The 22,842-nt window shown below is 61.8% G+C and carries 18 protein-coding genes and 1 CRISPR repeat array; of the genes, 6 read left to right on the forward strand and 12 right to left on the reverse strand.

Annotated elements, in window-relative coordinates:
- Positions 1-37: 37 nt before the first annotated feature.
- Positions 38-1,297 carry an extracellular solute-binding protein gene (locus tag AC27E8_RS10590; RefSeq protein WP_487097721.1) on the reverse strand — a complete coding sequence of 420 codons (1,260 nt, stop codon included), beginning with the start codon at positions 1,295-1,297 and terminating at the stop codon, positions 38-40.
- A 137-nt stretch (positions 1,298-1,434) separates the two neighbouring features.
- The gene (locus AC27E8_RS10595; protein WP_487097723.1) at positions 1,435-5,334 is read right to left on the reverse strand and encodes an alpha-amylase family glycosyl hydrolase; all 3,900 of its coding nucleotides are present in this window, start codon (positions 5,332-5,334) and stop codon (positions 1,435-1,437) included.
- 201 nt (positions 5,335-5,535) lie between these two features.
- Between AC27E8_RS10595 and AC27E8_RS10600 the strand changes: the two genes are divergently transcribed.
- Complete coding sequence (locus AC27E8_RS10600) at positions 5,536-6,468, forward strand: alpha/beta hydrolase (RefSeq protein ID WP_487097725.1); 933 nt, start codon at positions 5,536-5,538, stop codon at positions 6,466-6,468.
- A 42-nt stretch (positions 6,469-6,510) separates the two neighbouring features.
- The gene (locus tag AC27E8_RS10605) at positions 6,511-7,254 is read left to right on the forward strand and encodes a pirin family protein (RefSeq protein WP_487097771.1); all 744 of its coding nucleotides are present in this window, start codon (positions 6,511-6,513) and stop codon (positions 7,252-7,254) included.
- A 2-nt stretch (positions 7,255-7,256) separates the two neighbouring features.
- On the opposite strand, the gene AC27E8_RS10610 is transcribed toward AC27E8_RS10605, so the two are convergent.
- The gene (locus AC27E8_RS10610; protein ID WP_487097727.1) at positions 7,257-7,793 is read right to left on the reverse strand and encodes an NUDIX domain-containing protein; all 537 of its coding nucleotides are present in this window, start codon (positions 7,791-7,793) and stop codon (positions 7,257-7,259) included.
- 168 nt (positions 7,794-7,961) lie between these two features.
- Here AC27E8_RS10610 and AC27E8_RS10615 point away from each other — a divergent pair, with 168 nt between their 5' ends.
- Positions 7,962-9,152 (forward strand): MFS transporter, encoded by a 1,191-nt coding sequence (locus tag AC27E8_RS10615; RefSeq protein ID WP_487097773.1) that lies wholly within the window; start codon positions 7,962-7,964, stop codon positions 9,150-9,152.
- Between the two features lie 31 nt (positions 9,153-9,183).
- On the opposite strand, the gene AC27E8_RS10620 is transcribed toward AC27E8_RS10615, so the two are convergent.
- The 4 genes from AC27E8_RS10620 to AC27E8_RS10635 form a co-directional block, all read right to left on the reverse strand.
- A complete protein-coding gene (locus AC27E8_RS10620; RefSeq protein ID WP_487097729.1) occupies positions 9,184-9,522 on the reverse strand; it encodes an ArsR/SmtB family transcription factor in 339 nt (112 codons plus the stop codon).
- A 41-nt stretch (positions 9,523-9,563) separates the two neighbouring features.
- A complete protein-coding gene (locus tag AC27E8_RS10625; RefSeq protein ID WP_487097731.1) occupies positions 9,564-10,961 on the reverse strand; it encodes an MFS transporter in 1,398 nt (465 codons plus the stop codon).
- 238 nt (positions 10,962-11,199) lie between these two features.
- Positions 11,200-12,153, reverse strand: coding sequence for a 5-oxoproline transporter, DUF979 family subunit (locus tag AC27E8_RS10630; RefSeq protein ID WP_206881022.1), 954 nt, complete (start codon positions 12,151-12,153; stop codon positions 11,200-11,202).
- Entirely contained in the window at positions 12,150-12,860 is a 711-nt protein-coding gene (locus AC27E8_RS10635; RefSeq protein ID WP_067850488.1) for a DUF969 domain-containing protein, read from the reverse strand. The genes AC27E8_RS10630 and AC27E8_RS10635 overlap by 4 nt, the downstream gene beginning before the upstream one ends.
- A 729-nt stretch (positions 12,861-13,589) precedes the next feature.
- Positions 13,590-14,071: direct repeats of the CRISPR family, unit length 37 nt; unit sequence GTTGATCCGCCGAGATCGTCGGCGGCCCCATTGAAGC.
- A 92-nt stretch (positions 14,072-14,163) separates the two neighbouring features.
- On the opposite strand from AC27E8_RS10635, the gene AC27E8_RS10640 reads away from it, so the two are divergent.
- The gene (locus AC27E8_RS10640; protein WP_487097732.1) at positions 14,164-14,424 is read left to right on the forward strand and encodes a hypothetical protein; all 261 of its coding nucleotides are present in this window, start codon (positions 14,164-14,166) and stop codon (positions 14,422-14,424) included.
- A 252-nt stretch (positions 14,425-14,676) separates the two neighbouring features.
- Here the strand turns inward: AC27E8_RS10640 and AC27E8_RS10645 are convergent, their stop codons facing one another.
- Genes AC27E8_RS10645 through AC27E8_RS10660 form a run of 4 tightly spaced genes read right to left on the reverse strand, consistent with a single transcriptional unit; the run spans position 14,677 to position 18,275 of the window.
- Positions 14,677-14,943 carry a hypothetical protein gene (locus AC27E8_RS10645; RefSeq protein WP_487097775.1) on the reverse strand — a complete coding sequence of 89 codons (267 nt, stop codon included), beginning with the start codon at positions 14,941-14,943 and terminating at the stop codon, positions 14,677-14,679.
- Positions 14,944-14,962: 19 nt separating this feature from the next.
- Complete coding sequence (locus tag AC27E8_RS10650; protein ID WP_487097734.1) at positions 14,963-16,249, reverse strand: glutamate-5-semialdehyde dehydrogenase; 1,287 nt, start codon at positions 16,247-16,249, stop codon at positions 14,963-14,965.
- Positions 16,246-17,373, reverse strand: coding sequence for a glutamate 5-kinase (gene proB, locus AC27E8_RS10655; protein WP_487097736.1), 1,128 nt, complete (start codon positions 17,371-17,373; stop codon positions 16,246-16,248). Before proB ends, AC27E8_RS10650 begins: the two co-directional genes overlap by 4 nt.
- 35 nt (positions 17,374-17,408) lie before the next feature.
- The gene (locus tag AC27E8_RS10660) at positions 17,409-18,275 is read right to left on the reverse strand and encodes a fumarylacetoacetate hydrolase family protein (protein WP_487097738.1); all 867 of its coding nucleotides are present in this window, start codon (positions 18,273-18,275) and stop codon (positions 17,409-17,411) included.
- 287 nt (positions 18,276-18,562) lie between these two features.
- Between AC27E8_RS10660 and yicI the strand changes: the two genes are divergently transcribed.
- Positions 18,563-20,902, forward strand: a complete 2,340-nt coding sequence (gene yicI, locus AC27E8_RS10665) for an alpha-xylosidase (RefSeq protein WP_487097739.1) — start codon at positions 18,563-18,565, stop codon at positions 20,900-20,902.
- A 155-nt stretch (positions 20,903-21,057) separates the two neighbouring features.
- On the opposite strand, the gene AC27E8_RS10670 is transcribed toward yicI, so the two are convergent.
- A complete protein-coding gene (locus AC27E8_RS10670) occupies positions 21,058-21,483 on the reverse strand; it encodes a universal stress protein (RefSeq protein WP_487097740.1) in 426 nt (141 codons plus the stop codon).
- 410 nt (positions 21,484-21,893) lie between these two features.
- Between AC27E8_RS10670 and AC27E8_RS10675 the strand changes: the two genes are divergently transcribed.
- Positions 21,894-22,796, forward strand: a complete 903-nt coding sequence (locus AC27E8_RS10675; protein WP_487097742.1) for an AraC family transcriptional regulator — start codon at positions 21,894-21,896, stop codon at positions 22,794-22,796.
- The last annotated feature ends 46 nt before the right edge of the window (positions 22,797-22,842 follow it).

Here is a 22,842-nt window from a genome sequence, read left to right on the forward strand (position 1 = left end):
AGCCACAGGCCGGCTCCCACCTGCGTAGCCGATGATATCAGGATCCTTGTGCCATGATGCCTTTTTGAATGTTTTGCACAAAATCCTTCGCACCCTGCTCTGGTGACACCTTGCCCGCAATGATATTCTGCAGGATGCTCATTGCTTGCCACACGGCCTGCATTTGCGGAATGTTGGGCATCGGTACCGCGTAGCGCAACTGTTCGACGAACGCTTTAAAGGTTGGGCTCGACTGGACGGCGCTCGACCTCTGCACAGACAAGAGCGCAGGAATCTGCTGGGAATCTCTGAAGTACATTTGCTGCGCCTGCGCACTGGTCAACGCTTGAACTAGGCTCCAGTCAGCTGCCTGGGTCTTGGACTCCTTGTTCACAAATGCCGTGATAACGCCTAAGAAGGGCGTGGCATGCTTGCCGTTCGGCAAGGTTGGCCATGGCGTGACACCGAAGTCAATTTTGGCCTTCTCAATATCCGCCGTGTCCCATGGGCCACTCACGTACATACCAATCTTCCCAGCCAGAAACTCAGCCTTCGCGATAGAGCCATTCGTGCTCGGGGTCATCCAGTGATACTTGGAGACCATATCCCTCATCAGCGTGTAAGCCTGCACAGCCCCCGGTGTGTCAAGACCTATGTTGTTCGGGTCGAGTGTGCCGTTGTTGTCCTTGAACACATACCCGCCATAGCCGCCGATAATGGCGTAATCGAAGTAAAGATTCGCTTGGTCATACATGAAGCCATGTGCATTTGCGTCTTTTACGAATTCGGCCCATGTCTGCGGTGGTTGCGGCACAAGTTTTTTGTTGTAGTAGATCGCCGCGACCTGAACGGATACGGGCACCGAGTACATCGTGCCGTTGACCTTGACGGCGTCGATCGTATTGGGTGCATAGAGACCCGCGTTGATCACGCCCGCTGGAACCGGCGCCATCAACCCTTCTTCTGCGAAGGCGCCGTTGTCGTCGTGCGGCATTCCAAACACGACATCAGGCCCTTTGCCCGTGCGAGCCGCAGTGGCGTAGAACTGGAATCCCTTTGGATTGGAACTTTGGTCGACGACAATCACCTTGTCGCCATGCGCCTTTGCCCACTGCGCGGCAATTTGCTTCACGTCTTGCAACTCGGGACCGGTCTGCCACGACCAGACGGTAATGGTCTGTCCTTTAGGAAGTGCGCTTGCCTCTCCGCTGGAGGTCGACGAACTCGCCGAAGGAGACGCGTTCTGGCCATTGTTCGACGTTCCACAACCGACTATCGCACCGCCCGCTAACATCAGTGCTGCTAGACCCGTCGACACGATTCCCCTTCTCTTCACTGACACAACCCCCTCTAGACGTTCTTGCGCAAACGTTTGCGCTATCAGTATAACGCTTTCATCATCTTGCGATCAAGATGCTATCTTGAAAAAATTTCGCTAGTTTCGCCGTCTACGCGTCATTTGTTTGACAACAATAGGGTCAGTGGATTCGATACAGCTTGCCCATCTTCATTTTGCGCGGCCACGCGGTAGGTCACCGTCGAGAAACCTGCAGGTACGAGCACTGTCACGCGAATTGTCACGTGAGGCGGGTTGACCGGACCTTGCGCAGGCACGTCATCCATAGCTCCGGGATCGCCACTTATGGAGACCTTCGTGACCGGAGCGTATGATCCGTCGCTCTGTCTCTGGTAGATCACATACTGTGTCGCGCCTGAAACCGGGGTGAATGAGAGCATCGCACGATCTCCAACCACACGACCACTAATGATTGGCGTACTCAGGCGTACCGCGGGCACATCGACGGGAAGTGATACCGTCTTAGGTGCCGACACCGGAGACTCGGCGTGATCAGACGGCGAAAACAGCGCCTGCACAGCAAACGTTTGCGCATATGCATCTCGTTCCACCGTGACACTTAAGTCCGTGGCAGGAAGCACAGATCCAAAGGGCACCCATTGTCCATTCGGATTCTGTCTCCAAACGCGATAACCGATGGCACCTTGCACAGGCGTCCACACAATCTCGTTCTGAGAATCCTCTTCTTGCAGATAGGCTATCGGCGCGTCGCCCGGTGTCACCAAAATGGCACCTTGATACGGCTGCAGCGTCAGTGTAATGCCGCCGTTCTGCACCTTGTACCACTGGTTATTCAGTTCGTCGAGCATCGTGGTCCCGTCCGCAACCGTCCCATCCGTCGGAATGGTCACGGTGATAGCTTGGTTTTGATTGTTGATCGCCACAATGGCCGTGGCATCCTCCGCTGGCACACCGAAGACGTCTCTCCCATTCCGAATGGTCCTTGCAAATGCGTACACCATGCCCTGTGCGTACAACGGCGTGAAATCCCCCGTCTGAAGCACAGGATTGGCGCTTCGAATGGCACCGAGCTTGCGGTAGTGGTTCAGGAGATCGAGATTCTGATTATCCCACGGATAGGTCCGACGATTGAGGGGATCGGAATAACCAGTGAGCCCTGCCTCGTCGCCGTAGAAGATCGTCGGATCGCCCGGGAAGCTGAATTGAAAGTCCGATACAAGCTTCAGCCTCTCGATCCCCAACTGTTCATCCGCAGGAGACGGCCTGTACTCATCCTGCTGGAGCGCAGATAGATCGCTGGGCTGCGGCGCGTTCTCCAGGATGGTCAGGATCCGCATCGTGTCCTGCGAATCGACAAGGTTCATCATCGCGTAGAACGACTGTAGCGGATATTCGCTGTAGAGCCTCATCAACTCATGATTAAAACCTTGAGCGTCGACGGCGTGGTGCTGCACGTTTCCATCGTTGTACGTGCCGCGGAAAAAGTCGATCACGGCGTTCCGGAACTGGTAGTTCATCACACTGTCGAAAGTCGATCCGGTCAGCCAATCCGTTCCATTGTCGTTCGTTGCATTGCCCCAGATCTCACCGATGATCGCTGCGTTCGGATCGATCGATTTCACCGCGTCGCGAAAACCACTCCACCATGAGGTGTTAAAGTTGCCGTTGTCGGCCGAGTCCAAACGCCATCCGTCCGCCCCTTCGCGGATCCAGACACGCGCAACCGAGTTGGTGCCCCTGTAGACGAATTGCTGATAAGCGGGGTTCGACGTGTCCGTAAGTGGCAGTGTGTCGATCTGAAACCACGAGTTGTATGGGTTCGAAGTGTTCCCTGTCCACTCGTACCACGAGTAGTAGGGCGACAGTGTAGGCTGGTTCTTCAGGTACGCCTGCCACGCACCGTTGGAATTGAAATTCCCGAACTTGTTGAAGTAGACGCTGTCACTTCCGGTATCTTCGAACACCCCATCGAGGATGATGTGAAAACCTTTTGCATGCGCGGCCCTGACGAGATTCAGCCAGTCCTGCTGCGTTCCAAATCCAGGGTCAATCTTGAAGTAGTCGGCTGTATCGTATTTGTGATTGGATTCCGCCTCAAAGACGGGCATCAGATACAGCGTATTGACTCCAAGGCTCTTCAGGTAGTCCAGCTTATCCTCGATGCCCTGCAAATCACCTCCGAAAAAGTCAATGTTCCATTGGCCATTGCCTCGGAGACTGGAAATTTTGGGATCAGATGACGGAGGAATATTCGGATCATAGGGCGGCGAGTCCCAGTTCTCGTGGAACTGGATGGGGCCTAATGACTCCGTGCCGTCTGCCCCTACATAAATCCCCTTTTGAGTTTTCGGGTTCTCTTCCGTGGCAATATTTCCGTTGTAGAACCGATCCGGCATAATCTCGTAGATCACCGCATGCTTCAACCAATTTGGCGTTTGAAATCCCCGTTCATACACTGTGATCTGGTAGCTCGGCCCGTCTGGAGACAAACCAACCTGTCCGAGACCCTCAAGCTGAGCTCCATTGTCATCGTAGTAGACCACCTGGCCAGTGTCCGTCTCCGTTTTGAACTGGTACCACATCGTCCCGGGCGTGGTCACATCCGCCGCAGGGATGGTCACCGTCCACCACGTGTAGTCATTGATGTCCTGCACGCCGGTTTGTTGCGCCAACTCGTCTCCCGACATTTGGAGCTTCTGCATCTGCAGGTCGATCTCGCCTGACTGATCCGCTGCCCCCCAGAGGCGAAGCGTCGCGCTCTTCACGCTGAGCGGAGCCCGCAGGCGAAGCGTGATGGGGGTTCCTGTCGGCACGGCTCCGAAAGGCGACCGGTAAAATGCCTGAAATGAATCGTGTGCATACGCTTGCATCCACGCAGGCAAAGGCCCTACAATAAGCTCCGCACTCCTGTCCAATTCGACATTGACCACCCCATCCGCGTCGGCTGCGACCGTGTCAATCTCGACGCGATACAAGCCGTTTGGAAGGCTCTGTGGGACCGTGAACTGCACGCTGTTCCAGCTCGCGTTCGTCCCATTGACTGTGGCGGCCGTTTCGCCCGACGAGTTGACAAACCGTATTACCGTGTGATTGGGTTGATCCTGGCTTCCGGCGAAGTCACCTACAGGGTCGGAGACCGTCACCGTATCACCGGGATTCGCCTGAAGTGTCGAAAGCGTGACCGTCCCCACGGGCAATGGGAAATTGTTGTTGATGTCGTCAGACGTGTGCAGTCCGTCACCCGAGAGACACGCAAAACTGGTGCCATCGTAGATGTCAAAGCGATAATAGATCGTTCCGCCGTTTGAAGCGGGGATCGTGGCAGACCAGAGCTGATACGGTCCAAACGTTCTGCCTGGAGACATCTCGACCTGGAAACCCTTGTTTTGTGCGGTGTCCCAGCAATTCAAGATTACCTTCGTCAGGTTACCGCTGTACGCTCGAAGGCTGATAGTCACCTCTTGTCCAGGGGAGGGATTCGGGTTTGACACGTACATCGGGTCGTCCGATGTATAGATTCCATCCCACTGAACGGTATCGGCTGTGGTATAAGGTTTGACCTGCAGCCCTTGTCCAGCAGGCGTCGAAACTGAAAGACCACCGCTTTCGACCGTTACCGTGTACGTGCCGGCCCCCAGCCCATCATCACCGCCAGGAAGGCGCAGGGTGATGGAATTCGTCCCCGTCAGCGCAGCATCATTTGTTACATCGATCACGCCGTTAGTACTGTTTGATACCTCGACCTTGAAATTTGAGGAATCCAATGTCAGACCGTTCACAGCCAGAACCACAGTGGCCGCACTCCCGGCGCGAAAGCCGTTACCGCTCACAATCTGCACGGCATTCAAGTACGTCTCTGCTGCTGTGCCGCTGCTTTCGGCCGCTCCCGCGGCGGATGAGGAATCGGAATTGTCTATAGCGGTGACCGATAGCGAGCGTTGCGCGCTAACGAATCGAGAGTCTCCCAACGCCACAAACGGAAGCGTTGCGGACATAACGATGGTCGTCGCAAGGCTTGCGGCACCCGTCCACTTCACGTGCGTCAACCTCCTTGTGCAAACGATTGCACTAATGTGATCGTTCTGGATTATACGCTCAGCCTAACCGACGTCAATGGTGGCCTTGCATCGTTCATTGTCCTAATCTCCTTTCTTTTCTCTTGACACCCTTGTTCCCTTCCCCACCTTTCCACTGTTAAAATGTAAGTGACATGTCCCATCGCAGAGGAGGCGACCCACATGCCGCTCGATCCCGTCATTCAACAGGTGCTCGATCAACTCAATCGCATGCCCGCCCCGGACTACCAACATCTTTCTGCCCAGCAATTTCGCTCCCAACAGTCGCTGTTTCCACCCGTCAAAAAGGAGCCCGTCGCCGAGGTCCGAGAGTTTGACATGGACCTTCCCGGCCGCACGCTCAAGGTGCGCATGTACCGCCCGGAGGGCATTGAAGCGCCGTACCCAGCACTCGTGTATTATCACGGCGGCGGTTGGGTCGTCGGAGACCTCGAGACGCACGATCCCGTCTGCCGCGTCCTCGCGAAGGACGGCCGCGCAGTGGTCTTCTCCATCGACTACCGACTGGCGCCCGAACACAAGTTTCCTGCCGCTGTGGAAGACGCTTACGACGCGCTTCAGTGGATTGCGGAGCGCGCGGCGGACTTTCAGCTCGATCCGGCCCGCATCGCGGTCGGGGGCGACAGTGCCGGTGGGAACCTGGCCGCTGTGGCGAGCATCCTGGCCAAGGAGCGCGGCGGCCCGGCCATCGCGTTCCAGCTGCTCATCTACCCTTCCACGGGGTACGATCCGGCCCATCCTCCCGCATCTATCGAGGAAAATGCGGAAGGCTATCTCCTGACCGGCGGCATGATGCTCTGGTTCCGGGATCAATACCTGAACAGCCTGGAGGAACTCACGCATCCGTGGTTCTCACCCGTCCTCTACCCCGATTTGAGCGGCTTGCCGCCGGCGTACATCGCGACGGCGCAGTACGATCCGCTGCGCGACGTCGGCAAGCTCTACGCGGAAGCGCTGCAAAAGGCGGGCGTCAAGGTCGAGATTGAGAACTTTGAAGATCTGATCCACGGATTCGCTCAGTTTTACAGCCTCTCGCCCGGCGCGACGAAGGCACTCCTCCGCATTGCGGAAAAACTTCGAGAGGCGCTGGCGTGATCGAGATGGAGGCACCCGAGAGGAGGCTCTCACGTGGCATGGATGAAGTTCCCGGGCGCGCATCGCGCGCCCCTCATGTTCTATGAGCACGCGCGGATTTTCCCTTCGCGGACAACGCCGTACATCGACCCGTTTCTCCTGCTGGATCACTTTTCCATCCAGCACCCAGATGGCTTTCCGGATCACCCGCACCGGGGCTTTGAAATCATCACGTACGTGCTGAAAGGCGCCGTCGCGCACGCGGACAGCGCGGGCCACCAGAGCGTCATTCCGGAGGGCGGGGCGCAGCACGTGACGGCGGGGCGCGGGATTGTGCACTCCGAGATGCCAGGCACGGACGGGATCGACAGCGGGCTGCAGCTCTGGATCAACATCCCGAGGAGCGACAAGGGTATGGACCCGGGCTACGAGGATATCCCGGCCGACGCCCTCCCCGTGGATGAACCTGCCCCGGGCGTGCGGCGGAAGTGGATTGTGGGCGGTGGATCGCCGCTTAGGACGCACCGGCCCATGACGTACCAGGACGTCGAAATGGCCGCGGGCGCGTCGTACACCCTCGAGGCGCCAGCGCATCATCAAGGCTTCATCTTCGTGCTCGACGGCGCGGGTCACCTTGGCGAGGAAGAAATTCCGATGCAAAAGGGCGATCTCTTCATCTGGCACAGAGCCGACGGCGAGGCATTTATGCCCACGCCCGTGCGGGCGGAGGAGTCGCTTCGCGCCGTGATGGTGTTCGGCGAGCCCGTAGGAGAGCGCCCCATCTTCAACGGCCCGTTCGTGGACTGAGATCAACCTTTGCCCAAAAAGAAATTCTGCAGCAGCTCTAGGTAGGCGCGCGATCGCGGCACAAAGTCCGTCCACCGCGCGGTGCGCGCGTCTTTTTGCAAATGGCCAGGAAGCACGCGATAACCGGTGAGCACGGCTTCCTCCCGGCGGCCGAAGGCGAGATCGAGGAAGTCGCGAACGGAGAGTTCGTAGATGCCCGCGATCTCGTCCAGCGCTGGGCGCAGCGCATCGAGCGACAGTTCCGGGACGATGGCGACATACACGTGGTTGAATTCGCGGTCCCACACTGACCCGAGCCGCGCCTCGTGCGCCACCACCCCGAGCTTGTGCAGGCTTCCCGGAGCGACGTGAAGCCCAAGCTCCTCCTCAATCTCCCGAACACCCTCTTCAGGCGATTCGCCGGCCTCGAGGTGCCCCGCGGCGCTCACGTCGAGGCGGAGCGGATTCGTGTCCTTGCGGGCGCCGCGCAGTTGGACGACGAGGCGCCCTGCGGGCTCTTTTCCCGTCGCGATCCACGCGTGAAACGTCTGGTGCCACAACCCGCGCTCATGTACCATGGACCTGGGCGCTGTGCCACAGGGAATCATTTCGTGTGTGAAAATATCAAGCCACTCTTCGCGTTCGTCTTTGCCCATTGGCCCCACCTCGGGTTCACCGTACCACAATCACGGCCTGCGCGGAACGGCCGAAGGAGGATGCCCGTGCCGATGTACGTCTGGCTCGCGTGCGGCTTGTATTGGATGAACGGGATGGCGACTGTCGCCCTTGGCAGCGTGATGCCGCTCGCCATGCAACACCTGCACGCCACCTACGTGTTCGGGAGCGATCTCGTCCTGCTCCAGTTTGTCGGCTACTGGATTGGCGTCCCCCTCTCTTCCCTCGCGGTGCGCCGCGTGGGGTATCGGGGCACCATCGTCGGATCGAGCCTGATCACCGCCGCCGCATCGGCGGGCTTCACGGCGTGGCCGGAGCCCCTGGCATACCTCGTGTGCTCGCTCGCCAACGGAATCGGGATGGCGCTGATGCAAGCGACAGTCTCCACCTCGCTCATCGAATGGTTCCCGGCCCGCCGAGCGGTCATCATGAGCCGAACGGAGGCTGCGTTTGGCCTGGGCTGCGTGCTCGGCCCCGCCTTTGCCAGCGCATGCATGGCCGCAGGCGAGTGGCGGATCGCCTTCGTCCTCGTGGCCGCCGCGGCTACGTCGCTCGCGATAGGGGCCATCTTCACGCCGATGACCGTCCAGGACAGCGGCGAGGGCCCGCGCGATGCCCACACCGATGCCATTCACCTCGCCAACCGGCGGGATCGCGCCCTCGTACTTGCGCTCTTCATGCTCTGCGTCCTCGTCTACGTCGGGGTGGAGTCGTGCGTGAACAATTTCCTTCCGGCCATGTTCGTCGAGCACTTCGGCCTGCCCGCTACCACCGCGTCCGTCGCCGTGAGCACGTTCTGGGCGGCGATGGTCGCTGGGCGCATGGCGACCGGATGGATTGCGAGGAAGCTGCCGTATCGGCCGTACTTGATCCTTGCGGCCTTGGGAACGCTCAGCACGACAGCGGCCATGGCCGCGACGGGAGATGCCATCTTGGGTTATGTCGAGTGTGTGTTTCTCGGCCTCTTCATGTCGGGCATTTACGTCGTGACGCTGGTGTTTGCGAATCACGCGTTTCCGGATCTCACCGGGTTCGTGACGCGGTTCGTGACGTTCTTCGCGGGGTTGGGCGGCGCGACGCTCCCGTACGCGTTTGGATGGACACTGGCGAAGACGGGATCGCAGTGGGCGAACGTGGTCTTGGCCCTATTTGCAGCGATGCTGTTCGGCGTGGTGGCCTGGACCGGTTGGGTCACGAAGCGAAAGTCGAGATCGCGCGCCGAGCGGGTGCACGCGGCGGGTTGAACGGCTCCTTGTAACGACAGCGAGGCCGCCGTCACGAGGAACGGCGGCCCGAAACGTCTTGCTCTGCTTCGGCGCGGGCGGCCCAATCCGTCAGCACAGCGGAGAGGGCCCGCAGTCGGCGCCCGTTGAGTCGATAGAATGTATATCGCTCGTCGTGCGGATGGCGGCGGACCTCCACCAGCCCGTGCTCGCGAAGCTGCCTCATGTGATGGGAAAGGGTGTTTTGGCGCACGCCGAGGCGCTCGCTCAGCGCGCCCGCGGTCTGCTCGCCCTCGGCCAACGCCCGGAGGATGCGCAGCCGCTGGGGCTCGCCGAGCATCGCCAAGCACGGCATGCAGAGGTCTTCTGGCATATCCGGTCCGTGCGTCATGGTTTTTCTCCTCGCTTCGCGACAGACGCCTCACGCCGACATCAGCCGACAATGCTGTGGTGCGCCGTGGCCTGCGGCGACACTTGGATCTCCTCGGTGTCCTCGAGCGATTTCTGCTTCATCTCAGGCACTGCAAGGAGGGTGAGGAGTGCACCAAGCAGCGCCACGCCCGCCAGCAGACCCATGGTGACGCTCAAGCCCGCGGCTTTGAGGATACCCGGCAGCACGAACGCGCCGAGGAACGCGCCAATCTTGCCAGCCGCCGCCGAGATCCCGTGCGCGGTGCCGCGCAGATTCGTCGGGAACGCTTCCGACGGCACGAGGAACGTCGTCGTATTCGGGCCGAATTCGATGAAGAAGTAGCTCACCGCGTAGAGCAGCAGGAACAGAATGGGCATCTTCGCGATGCTCGGCACCAGGAACAGCGCCGCATATGCGGCCGCCATCACCACGAAGCCGAGGCTCTGGATGAATTTGCGCCCCCACTTGTCCATCAGGTTGGCCGCCACGAAATAGCCCGGCAGCGCAGCCACCATGAAGATGGCGGTGGCGACGAGCGTCGTGGTGACGAGCTGCGCGTGCGGCAGCAGCGCCTTCAGAATGAGCTGCGACGAGACGCTGTTCCCATAGAACGCGACGTCAATCAGGAACCAGCTGCCCGCGGTACCGAGCAGGCGGAACAGGTGCTTCGGCGTCCACAGCGACTGCTTGGCGATCACGGCGCGCGAAGCGGACTCCTCCGAGGCTCGCACGGCCTGGCCCGTCAGTTGCTGCGCCGCGCTCGCCGCCGCATCTGCGTCCTGCTTCACGGCCATGAGGTAGCGCGGCGACTCGGGCATCCTGCGGCGCAGGTAGATGACAGATGCCGCCGGAATGGCGCCGAGCGCGAGCATGATGCGCCACGCGATGTCATGTGGGATACCCACCGAGAGCAGGATAGACGCCACGAGCGGCCCCGCCAAAAGCCCGAGCCCCTGCATGGCAAAGACCATCGTGACCATAAACCCGCGGTTTTTGCGGTTGGAATACTCCGTCATGATAACCGAGCTCGTGGGATAGTCTCCGCCCACGCCCAGTCCGACGATGAAGCGGAAAATGACGAGCCAGATGAAGGACGGCGCGCACGCGGACAGAATGGCGCCCACGGCGAGCATGATGACCTCGAATCCGTACATGGCCTTGCGCCCGAGCTTATCCATCAGTTTGCCGAAGAACAGAGCGCCGAGCGCCGCCGCCGCGAGAGAAGTGCTGTTCAAAATGGACAGTTGCGCGGTGGAAAGATGCCAGATGGGTGTGAGGATGGCGGTCACCGTGCCGATGATGAAGAGATCATACGCGTCGGTGAAAAAGCCCATGCCCGCTGTGAACATGGTCTTCCAGTGGAAGCCGCTCAGCCGACTTTCGTCCATGGCCTCGAGAACTTTCGGATTGACGGACACGCGAGTCGCCCCTTTGTGGCTAGGTTTGAGCTGCGACGGGTCAATGCACTTGCCGCAATCGCGATGGATCCATACCCATTGATTCAATGGATATTGATCCTTTCCGTCAACACATGCTACGCGCCATTTGTGAAATCCACGTGTTCGGATTGTGAAGAGTGTGTAAAGATCGAGGAAAATTGTGGGGTGAAGTGCGCGATCCCGACCCGCTGTCGTCGGCCGGGATCGCGCCATCTCGTCACCACTTGGCGACGGCGTACATGAGCACAATGTTCACGGCGAGAATGATGAGCGCCGTAGGCCATTGCGCCCGGATGACCGCATACTGACTTCGCAGCCCAAGCAGCGCGGCGGGAACGATGTTGAAGTTGGCCGCCATGGGCGTGAGCAATGTGCCGCAGTAGCCGGCGAACATGCCAATGGCCGCGACGCGATCCGCATCGACGCCGAAGTGCCCGATGATAAGCGGGATGGCAATGCCGGCCGTCATCACGGGGAACGCGGCGAACGCGTTGCCCATGATCATGGTGAACACGGCCATGCCCACGCAGTACGCGAAAACCGCCCAGAAGAGCGAGTGATGTGGAATCACGTGGTTGGCCAGGCGCGCCACGACGGTGCCCACACCGGCGGACGCGAACAGGGTGCCCAGGACCGCGAGCATCTGTGGAAGCACGGCCGCCCAGCCAATGGCCTCAATCAGGCGCCTGGCTTCGCGAACCGAGGCAACAGGCGTGCTCCGGGTGATGGCCCAGGCGACGATGAGCGCGATGGCGGCGGCGATACCCAGCGCCACGAGCGTGACGTTCGCCGGATCCAGGAGTGGCAGAGCGCCGACGTGAATCCGGCTCAGCCCTTCCACGCCAGCTACAGTGAGCACCGGGATGAGCACGGCCGGGATGAACAGCCGGTTTCCGAGCCGGGCCCGGCTCGCCTCTCGATCCGCCGCTTCCGCCTCCCCATAGCTACCGGTGCGCACCCCGCCAAAGCCCGCCAGAACGACGATGGCGATCACGACGAGGCCAAGGACGAAAGATGGCAGCACGTCCGCCAGGATGAACGCGAGTCCATACAGCGCGTAGAAGAGCCCTGTGGTGATGCGCCGCGGATTGGCGCGATCGCGAAACGTATACAGGCTCGAGAGAACGAGAATGAGGCCGACGAGATCGTAGACGTACTGGACGCGAATCACGCGTTGACCCCCTCTCCTTGGGCCGAGGAAGACGCGGTCGGCCCCGAGGACAGCCAGCGCCGGAGACGCCGATCCAGGAGGTACAGCCGCACACTGTGGACGACGAAGACGGCTATGGCCGTCGGCAGCGCCCACAGGCCCATGAGGATCGGAGTGGAGTGAATGTGGAACTGATCAAACACGCCCTTCATGAGGAGAACCGCCCCGACCGCGACGAACACGTCCTCACCGAAAAAGAGTCCGACGTTGTCGACTGCGGCGGCGTGGGCGCGGATGTGATCCCGGACGTGATGAGGCAGGTTGCCATAGGCGGCCTCGGCGGCACCTTCGGCCATGGGCGCAACAACCGGGCGAACCATCTGCGCGGGCCCGCCGATGGACGTGAGCCCGAGGGCAGCCGCCAGTTCGCGAATGAAGAGGTATGCGTTCAAGATGCGGCCCGTCGTGGCGGCGCGCACCTTCGACACGAGCCGCTGGGCCTGTTCCCGCAGCCCGTGGCGCTCAAGCAAGCCAATGACGGGCAGCGTGGCGACAAAGACGGCCATGTAACGATCCTTCGCGAACGCTGCGCCGAATTGAGACAAAATGTCATACGGCGATTCGTGCGCCAAGAGGCCGGTGACCATGCCGGCCACCGTCACGACGAGCAGCGGGTTCACGCGTAGCGCAAAGCCCACGATCACGACAAGAACACCGATGAGAACCACGGAGATACCTCCTGCCATATGTAGATGAATGCTGGGTAGAATGTCCACCTTGGGCGAGGAATCATGGATCTCCCCATACGACGCACATGCCCGACACCGAATCATGAAAAGCGATGTGCACTGAGTGCCTCTTGGCAAGAGGAACGCTCATGCAAAAAGAACATGGAGCGAAGACAAAACTACGTGTGGCGAAACATCACCCTTTCGCGCAGAATCTCCTCGCGCAATGCGCCAGCGATGTTGAGTACCGGCGCGTGAACCGCGGAACGCGCTGCGAGGAAATCTGCATGGACGAAATTCGGGTGCAACGAGCGACGCATGAGAGCGGTTCGTCTGTGCATCCGAGGTAGCATGGTGCACTCGGGCAGCTCCACTGCTCGGCCACGATGCGGTGAGGGCCCCTCGGGAGACGGCACGCACATCCGCGGTGCTCAAGCGATGGAAGTAGCATTTCGACCTGAATTCAACGAATCCTGCATCGATTCCGCACAAACAAGGATTGAGTGATTAGAGTGTTCACACGGTACGCAACGAAGCGGTGCGCGAACCTGAATCGATGGCGAAAGCCCGGGAGGTTCGCGCAAGACGAAAATTCCGCGTCAGGACTGGATTTTTTGACGATGAGAGGGTATGATGAAGGTGGTTGGATGCCGTGTAAACGCCACGCGCCGCGCAGGTTCGCGTTTTTTGCCCGGGAAACCGCACCAGGAGCGGGCTACGGGGGATGGCGTTGATCCGCCGAGATCGTCGGCGGCCCCATTGAAGCCGCACTACAAAACGAAGTTCATTCACGAAGGATGGTGTTGATCCGCCGAGATCGTCGGCGGCCCCATTGAAGCCTTTAACAGAATCGTGGTTAGGAAAAAACGAGGATATTGTTGATCCGCCGAGATCGTCGGCGGCCCCATTGAAGCAGGGTGATAGAACACCCGTCGTCTTTCGAGATGAAGCAGGTTGATCCGCCGAGATCGTCGGCGGCCCCATTGAAGCTTATATCCATCGACTATGAGTGACGACAGACGACAAGTTGATCCGCCGAGATCGTCGGCGGCCCCATTGAAGCACATAATCTGCGAAATAACGCACGCCCTCCACATAGCCGTTGATCCGCCGAGATCGTCGGCGGCCCCATTGAAGCATGCGGAGGACATGGATCATGTCTTTCTTTGATGCCGTTGATCCGCCGAGATCGTCGGCGGCCCCGCTGAGACGTTTGAACGCGGAAAAGCCCGGTTGGTGATTCCGGTCTCCTGTTGCGGATGTAGGAGTCGGCGTTTGCGCCAGAGATGGAGTCACGAAGAACGTGAAATGGTTATCCAAGATCACGAAGCCTAATCCACCGGAAGCCGTGAAATACCTGGCGCTGATCGATAAACTGCGGTGGATCGCGTTTCTGTCGGGAATGGCGTTCGCCGGAGCACAATGGATACCATGGATTCGTCATCAGAAAATTGTGAATTTTATTCTGCTTTGGACACTGGAATCTATCTTGGCAGCTGTATGCATAGGTACTGTTTACGCATTCATCAGATATCTCATTGCGTATTTCAAGGATAGCCCGTGAAGTCTTTGTAGCTCAAAGCCTAGGCCCATCCTAACCGGCTTCTCGTCTCTTCCCGGATTCCCCACGCATCACCAATCGTTCACTTGCAGGTGCCGGTGGGATGGGGATGGCCGCAGGTGGTTTTTGGTGTGTCATTCGGCAACGACGGGTCTACCCTGCACGAAGCGAAGAATACAACGTCCCCCGGATGGATGGATACGAGAAAGCCCCGGGCACCGATTCACCCAGGGCTCACGTCGCGTCACAAATGATTTAATACGCCCCATACACGCCTGCGCCCGCGCCCGGCGCGCAGCCGCAGCTCGGCGCCGGTGCCACGCTCACCCCGGGAACCAGCAGGAAGAACAGCACGAAGATGATGAGAAACACCACAGCCCAGCGCGTGTAGCCGCCAAACGTACCCATGAACCCTACCCCTTTCAGGCGAGATGGTTCATCGTACGCCGGGATGGCTCGCGTCAAAGCCGACAGGCGCCCCGTCACCGCTTCCGCTTCCGCCGTGCCGCGGCGCGAATCCACATTCTCGCAGCGCTTGCCGCTACTCGCGCACCTGCCCGTGCCCGTACACCACGTACTTGTAGCTCGTCAGCTCGCGCAGGCCCATCGGCCCGCGGGCGTGCATCTTCTGCGTCGAGATGCCGATCTCGGCCCCAAACCCGAACTCGAACCCGTCCGTAAACCGGCTCGACGCGTTGTGGTACACGGCCGCGGCATCGATAGAAGCGAGGAACATCTGGGCCGCGTCCTCGTCCTCCGTGACAATGACCTCCGAGTGCTGCGTGCCATAGCGATCGATGTGCGCGATGGCGTCCTCCAGGGTGTCCACCACCCTGACGGCCAGGATGAGATCCAGATATTCGGTTGCCCAGTCGGCCTCCTGCGCGGCCTCCGCAGGAATGCCCGCACCGCGCAGAATCTCAAGCGCGCGCGGGCATGCGCGCAACGCCACGCCGCGATCCACGAGAGCGCGCGCCGCGTCCGGAAGCCACGCGTCCGCAATTTCCGCGTGCACGAGGAGCGTCTCCGCCGCGTTGCACACAGACGGGCGCTGCGTCTTCGCGTTCACCACGATGCGCGTGGCCATCTCGAAGTTCGCTGCGCGGTCTACGTACACGTGGCAGTTGCCCACGCCGGTCTCAATCACGGGAACCGATGCGTTTTCCACCACCCGGCGAATCAGCCCCGCGCCCCCGCGGGGAATGGCGAGATCGACATACCCCCGCGCCCGGATGAGCACATCCACCACATCCCGGTCCGCATGGGCGACGAGCGAAACCGCGGCTTCCGGCAGCCCCGCCTGCCGCAGCCCGTCGTGGATGGCCGCCACAAGCGCCTGGTTTGACCGTAACGCCTCGCTCCCGCCGCGCAGCACTGCCACGTTGCCCGTCTTCACCGCGAGCGCCGCCGCGTCCACCGTCACGTTCGGCCGCGCCTCATAGATCATGGCGATCACGCCCATGGGCACGCGCACCTTGCGGATGTCGAGGCCGTTCGGGCGCAGGATGCGCTCCACCTCTTCGCCCACCGGATCCGGCAGTGCCTCCACCTCGCGCACGCCCTCGATGATCTGCTGCAGCCGCGCCTCGTCGAGCATCAGCCGGTCCACGCGGGCCGCAGGCTGCCCTTCCCGCCGCGCCGCGTCCACGTCCGCCGCGTTCGCGGCCAAGATCTCGCTCCTGCGCGCCCAGATGGCGTCCGCCATGTGCGAAAGTGCCTCATTCTTGACGCGCGTCGGTGCCGTGGCCATGCGCCGCTTCGCCGCCTGCGCGCCGCGCAGGATGGCGTGCACCGATTCCACCAGTTCCGCCTTCGTGTCGACACTCATCCCACCGTCGCCTCCGTCCAGATCACCATGTCGTTTCGGTGCACGACTTCGTGCAGCGCATGCACGTCCTCGCCTGCGCGCTTTTTCTCGAGCCACTCGGCGAGATCGCGCGAGGAGAAGTTTGAGATGCCCTTGCCGAACGCCGCGCCGGTGGGCCCGACGAGTTCCACCACGGCGCCCTCCTGAAACTCGCCATGCACCTGCACGAGGCCGGGCAAGAGCAGGCTCTTGCCGCCCGCGATGAGCGCGCGCATGGCGCCGTGATCCACCTGCAGGGCGCCTTCCGGCTTCGGCGCGTGCAAGAGCCACGACTTGCGCAGGCTGACCGGCTCCCGCGACGCCAGAAATCGCGTGCCCACCGGCTCCCCGACGAGCACCCGCTCGAGCACCCGCGGCTCGTCCCGGTGCGCAATGACGACCTCGACGCCCGACTGCGTGGCAATCTTCGCCGCTGCAATCTTCGTCCGCATCCCGCCCGTGCCCGCGCTCGATCCCGCCCCACCCGCGATGCGCTCGATCTCGTCTGTGATGACCTCCACCTCCGCAATCCGGGTTGCGGTGGGATCTTGGCGCGGGTTGGCCGTGTACAGCCCGTCGATGTCGGTGAGCAGCACCAACGTGTCCGCCTCCGCCACGAGCGCGACGAGCGCCGCCAGCGTGTCGTTGTCGCCGAAGCGGATTTCCTCCACCGCCACGGTGTCGTTCTCGTTGATGATGGGCATCACGCCGCGCTGGAGCAGGGCCATGACCGTGTTGCGGATGTTCACAAACCGCTTCCGATCCTCCACGTCCGCGCGCGTCATGAGGATCTGCCCCACCGCGATGCCGTGCTCGGCAAACAGCCGCTCGTAGTGCTCCATGAGGAGCACCTGGCCCACCGCCGCAGCCGCCTGCTTCTCCGGCATCGAGATGTGCGTGCGCTGCCAGCCGAGCCGCCCGAGCCCCGCCGCGATGGCGCCCGAAGAGACCAGCACGAACTGGCACCCCGTCTCCCGCCCGAGCCGCGCCACGTCAGACACCATCTGCCGCATCCGCGACAGTGCGAGCGATCCGTCCGCCTCGGTGAGTGAGCTCGACCCAATTTTCACCACGACGCGCCTGCGCCCACGTCCTTCCCTCGACATGCTTTCATCTCCCACGTGTCGTCCGTTGCCCAGGTTCATCCCGCCACAAGCCGGTTCTCGAGCCGCCCGAGCCCGTCAATTTCGCACGCCATCTCGTCCCCCGGCTTGAGCCACACCTTCTCCTCCCGGCCCAGGATCACGCCCTCCGGCGTGCCGGTGTAGACGAGATCGCCCGGCTCAAGCGTCATGATGCGGGACAAGTCGGCAATCACCTGCGCCACAGAGAAGATCATGTCCGCGGTCGACGAGTTCTGGCGCAACTCGCCGTTCAAGTAGAGCCGCAAGCCGAGACGCTGCGGATCCCCCACCTCGTCCGCCGTCGCGATGTACGGGCCGAGCGGCGCGAAGCCGTCGATGGCCTTGCCGTACAGCCACTGCGACGCGCGCATCTGGAGATCCCGGGCGCTCAAGTCGTTGCCCACGGCGTAGCCAAACACCGCGCCGAGCGCCTCCTCCTCTGAGACGTCGCGGCACCTGCGGCCGATGACCGCCACCAGCTCCACCTCGTAATCCACCTCTCGCGCTACCGGAGGAATGGCGATCTCATCTCCGTGCGCGGCCAGACTGTTCGCAAATTTGGCGAAATAAACCGGCGACGTGGGAATCGGCATCTTGGACTCCTCAGCATGCTTGCGGTAGTTGAGCCCCACACACACAATTTTCTGCGGGCGCGTCACCGGAGGCGCCAGCCGCAGATCCGACAGCTTCCCGGCGGCGACGCCCTTTTCCGCGATGGCTTCGAGCGCGCGCCGAACTTGAGTATATTCCGCGATCACGGCCTCCATCGTGTCCGGCACCGACATCCCAAGTTGCGCCGCGCTCGCCGCGACGTCCACCACTTCGTTGCCGCGCACGAGCCCCAATCGCAGCGCACGGCCTTCCCGGTAGGTGCAGAGCTTCATGGCCATCCTCTCCCTTGCCACCGTGGCTTCACACTGCCGCCATTGTAACAAATTCGAGCACCCGGCGGCGACGCCCCCCATGCGGGCAGGCAGCCCCGCCATCCGTCCACGCAGGCAGCCGTACAGGAGTTCGCGTTACACATTTCCACACCAAGTCAACCTCGCGAGTCAAAATCTTACCGTTCCTATCGAACAGAGGCCGCAAGATATTGCCGTAACGGGACAACTTCATCTGATACAATGCTGGCACTACGTGAACGGTCGGCGTTCTGCGAGGAGTGACACCCATGAAGTTCACCGACGGCAACTGGCTTGTCCGCGAAGGCGTCTCCATTCACCCCGGCCTCGCCGTGCAGGAATGGCGACAAGAGGAAGACGGCGTCCTCTTCTTCGTCGCGTGCCGCCCCGTGGCGCACCGCGGCCACATGCTCGATGGCCCCATGCTCACCTGCCGCATCTCCTTCCCCCGCCCTGGCATGGTGCGGGTGGAGCAGTACCATTTTCTCGGACGGATGCCCCGCGGGCCCCATTTCCCGCTTGAGCTCAACCCTCAGCCGTTTGACGCAGTGGAGACGGAGGACTCCGTTGTGCTTCGCGCTGGCGAGATGGAGGTCCGCGTGCGGCTCGCCCCGTGGTCCATCGCGTTTTACGAGAACGGCCGCTTTCTCACCGAGAGCGGCCCTCGTTCCACCGCGTACGTCGTCGATCACGGCCGACCTTACATGCGCGGCCAACTGCATCTCTCCGTCGGCGAAAACGTCTATGGCCTTGGCGAGCGGTTCACGGCGTTCGTCAAAAACGGCCAGTCCCTTGACATCTGGAACCGAGACGGCGGGACGGGATCGGACCAGGCGTACAAGAACGTGCCGTTCTATCTCACGAACCGCGGCTACGGCGTGTTCGTGAACCATCCCGAGCGCGTGTGGTTTGAAATCGGGACGGAGTTCGTGTCCAAGGTCCAGTTCAGCGTCGAGGGGGAGGCGCTCGATTACGTGGTCATCGGGGGCGGCCATCCGAAGGGCGTGATCGAGCGATACACGGCGCTCACCGGGCGGCCGGCGCTGCCGCCGATGTGGTCGTTTGGGCTGTGGCTGTCGACGTCGTTCACCACCGACTACGACGAGGAGACGGTCAGCCAGTTCGTCGATGGCATGGCGTCGCGCGGCATTCCGCTGAGCGTGTTCCACTTCGACTGTTTCTGGATGAAGCCGTTTGAGTGGTGCAACTTCGCGTGGGACACCGCTTGCTTCCCCGATCCGGCGGGCATGCTCGCGCGCCTCAAATCGCGCGGTTTGCGCATCTGCGTCTGGATCAACCCCTACATTGCGCAGAAATCGCCGCTTTTCCGCGAGGCGATGGAGCGCGGCTACCTGCTCAAGCGTCCGAACGGCGACGTGTGGCAGTGGGACCTGTGGCAGCCGGGCATGGGCATCGTCGATTTCACCAACCCGGAGGCCCGCCGCTGGTACCAGTCCCACCTGCGCCGGCTGCTCGACATGGGCGTCGATGCGTTCAAGACGGACTTCGGCGAGCGGATCCCGACCGATGTGGTGTACCACGACGGATCGGACCCGCAAAAGATGCACAACTTCTACAGCTACCTGTACAACGAGACCGTGTGGGAAGTCCTCCGCGAGCGGCGAGGCGATGACGCCGTGGTCTTTGCGCGATCCGCCACCGCCGGCGGCCAGCGCTTCCCGGTGCACTGGGGCGGCGACTGCCGGGCCACGTACGAATCCATGGCGGAGACGCTTCGCGGCGGCCTGAGCCTCGCCTTGTGCGGCTTCGGGTTCTGGAGCCACGACATCGGCGGGTTTGAGGACACAGCCCCCGCCCACCTGTACAAGCGCTGGATTGCCTTTGGGCTCTTCTCGAGCCACAGCCGCCTGCACGGAAGCGGATCGTACCGCGTGCCGTGGCTGTTCGACGAGGAGTCGGTGGACGTCTTGCGCCACTTCACGCGCTGGAAGCTTCGGCTCATGCCGTATCTCTGGTCGTGCGCCGTCGAGGCGCACCGCACAGGCGTGCCCATGCTGCGCCCCATGATCCTCGAATTTCCGGACGATCCGACCTGCGACACCTTGGACCGCCAATACATGCTCGGCCCGTCGCTTCTCGTCGCACCGGTGTTCTCGGAGACAGGAGAGGTCTCGTACTATCTCCCGGAGGGGCGCTGGACGCACCTGTTCACCGGAGAGACGAGGCAAGGCGGCAGATGGTACCGCGAACGGTACGATTTCATGAGCCTGCCTGTGTTGGTGCGCGAAGAGAGCTTGCTGGCCATGAGCGCGGAAAGCGAGCAGTCTGACCAGCCATACCACCGCGAGGTGGCCATCCACGTCTATCCCATCCAGCCGGATCGCCGCAGTTCCTACACCCTGTTTGACCAACGAGGCAACGAGGCCGGCACATGGCATGCGTTCTGGGACGAAGACGACCTGGTGCTCGCCCCACAAGGTCGGAGCGAGGCATGGTGCGCCATCTTGCACGGTATCGACGATCCGGCAAAGCTCGCCGCGCAGGGCGCGGATTGCCGTATCTCTCCGGAAGGCGTCGTGATCCTCCCGCGCCATCCGCAGGAGGCGGTGCGGGTGGCAGGCTGCCGGGCGCGATGGTGGCCGGACTGAGGCGGGTGCAGGTTGGCACTCCGCCCGCCCGCGCGCTCCAAACGTGAGGCCGAGTGCGGCGTCTCCTCACCGAATGGCGCCCCTCACACGACGAGCCCATGCTGCGGGCCGTTGCCAGGTCCCCGCAGCACGGGCTCGTTCCCTTTCTGCTCGCTTCACCGCACCACCAAGACCGCCTGCTTCGCCCGGTGCAGCACGGCCGTGCTCACGCTGCCCATGAGCAGCCGGTCCACGGCGCTTTTGCCGTGGCTGCCCAGAACGATGAGATCAGCCTCCAGCTCGTCTGCGGCGTGCACAATGCGCTCAGCAGGCGCCCCGTGTTCGACGCGGAACGCCACTCGCGGGCCAAACGCCGCGAATCGCCGCTCGATCTCGCCCCGCAACTCGCCGGCCAGCTTCTCCGCCTCCCGCTCCATCTGCACCGCGTACTCCGCGGTCCACTCCGACGTCGGAACCGCAGGCACGTGCACAAACACAGCGGTCAGCCGGGCTTCCGGCCACTTGTCCAAACACTCAGCCGCCATGTCGCCCGCGCGCCACGCACAATCCGATCCGTCCACTGCCCACACGATATGTTTCACGGCCGCGCCTCCCCTCGGACGAGGCGCCAAGCGCCCTCGGCGCCTCATACCTTCACCCTCAGTCTACCACTTCTTCTCCGGCACGGCCGATGCAAACGTGGTCAGCGAACGGACAAGTACTGCATTTGATAGAATCCGCCCCAGGACCACGGGTTCCTGGCAGCGCTTTCACCGACGCCGCGGGATTCGCGGGTCGGCAGGATCTGCCTGTGCACCGTATTGTAGTCGCGCTGCACAGACGCGAATGAGAAGATCGTGACTGAAAATCGAACAATTTTGATATCCGCTTGTCCTCCTCGATCTCGCCGCCGTCTTGACAGATTGCGTTGCGTGGCGCATGCTGACACTGGAGTGCAAGATTCGGGTGCCAACACGCTCCGCTGAAATCGCTTGCATGCGAGGGACTTCGGGTGGAAGCCGTACATCTCCTTGAACACCGGCAGCACGGCGACGCGAGCTTTCACATCCAGGCCTATCACGTCGTTCTGACGCCCGGGCCATACCAACAGACGGTCAACCTGCACTGGCACAGTGAGGCCGAGTTCATCGTCGTCACGCGCGGCAGCGTGTGTCTGCAGGTGGGCAGCCAGCTCCACGTCCTCGGCGATGGCGGCGTCGCGCTTCTCAGCGGGGGGGAACTTCACAGCATGGCCGCCCCCGGGAAAGGTCCTTCCGAGTGCAAGGCCATTGTGTTTGGGCTCGACCTTCTGGAGAGTCCTTCGGGCGATCGCGTCCAGCAGTCCTACCTCGCGCCGCTCGCGTCGGGAAAGCTGCGGTTGCCCGGCGCCATCGCGCAGGACCACCCGATTCGGCCACATCTTGCGGCGAGGCTTTGCGAGATCGCCGAAGCCCTGGAAGAACAACCTGTCGGCTACGAGCTCACGGTCAAGGGCTGTCTGTACGACGTGCTCGCGCAACTGTTTCGAGCCAAGCTGCTGGTCGAAGACAGCCCCAGGCGGGAGCTGGACGACCGCCGTGCGGACACGCTCAAGGCCGTCCTCACGTACATTGACGCGCATCTCAGCGACAAACTCCGCCTGTCTGATCTGGCGCGCGTTGCCAACATGAGCGAAGGCCACTTTTGCCGGTTTTTCAAGGAGATGACCCACCGCAAGCCCATGCAGTATGTGAATGAGCGGCGCGTGGCGCGGGCTGCGGACCTGCTGAAAGACCCGAATCGAAGCATCACGGCCATCGGCATGGACCTCGGGTTTCACGACGTCAGCTATTTCATCAAGGTGTTTCGAAGCTACAAGCACTGCACTCCCCTCGCCTACCGCAAGGCGCTGCTGAAAAAGCCGCTGCGCAGTTGAGCTCGTCTACAGAGGCTTGCGGCTTGTACATGGACTCGAGTCCACT

The organism is Alicyclobacillus sp. CIJ1, assembly GCF_057538885.1.

Coding starts and splice junctions, on each gene's coding strand:
- AC27E8_RS10600 (WP_487097725.1), top strand. CDS start 5,536: ATGCCGCTCGATCCCGTCATTCAACAGGTGCTCGATCAACTCAATCGC.
- AC27E8_RS10605 (WP_487097771.1), top strand. CDS start 6,511: ATGAAGTTCCCGGGCGCGCATCGCGCGCCCCTCATGTTCTATGAGCAC.
- AC27E8_RS10615 (WP_487097773.1), top strand. CDS start 7,962: ATGTACGTCTGGCTCGCGTGCGGCTTGTATTGGATGAACGGGATGGCG.
- AC27E8_RS10620 (WP_487097729.1), bottom strand. CDS start 9,522: ATGACGCACGGACCGGATATGCCAGAAGACCTCTGCATGCCGTGCTTG.
- AC27E8_RS10650 (WP_487097734.1), bottom strand. CDS start 16,249: ATGAGTGTCGACACGAAGGCGGAACTGGTGGAATCGGTGCACGCCATC.
- proB (WP_487097736.1), bottom strand. CDS start 17,373: ATGTCGAGGGAAGGACGTGGGCGCAGGCGCGTCGTGGTGAAAATTGGG.
- AC27E8_RS10660 (WP_487097738.1), bottom strand. CDS start 18,275: ATGAAGCTCTGCACCTACCGGGAAGGCCGTGCGCTGCGATTGGGGCTC.
- yicI (WP_487097739.1), top strand. CDS start 18,563: ATGAAGTTCACCGACGGCAACTGGCTTGTCCGCGAAGGCGTCTCCATT.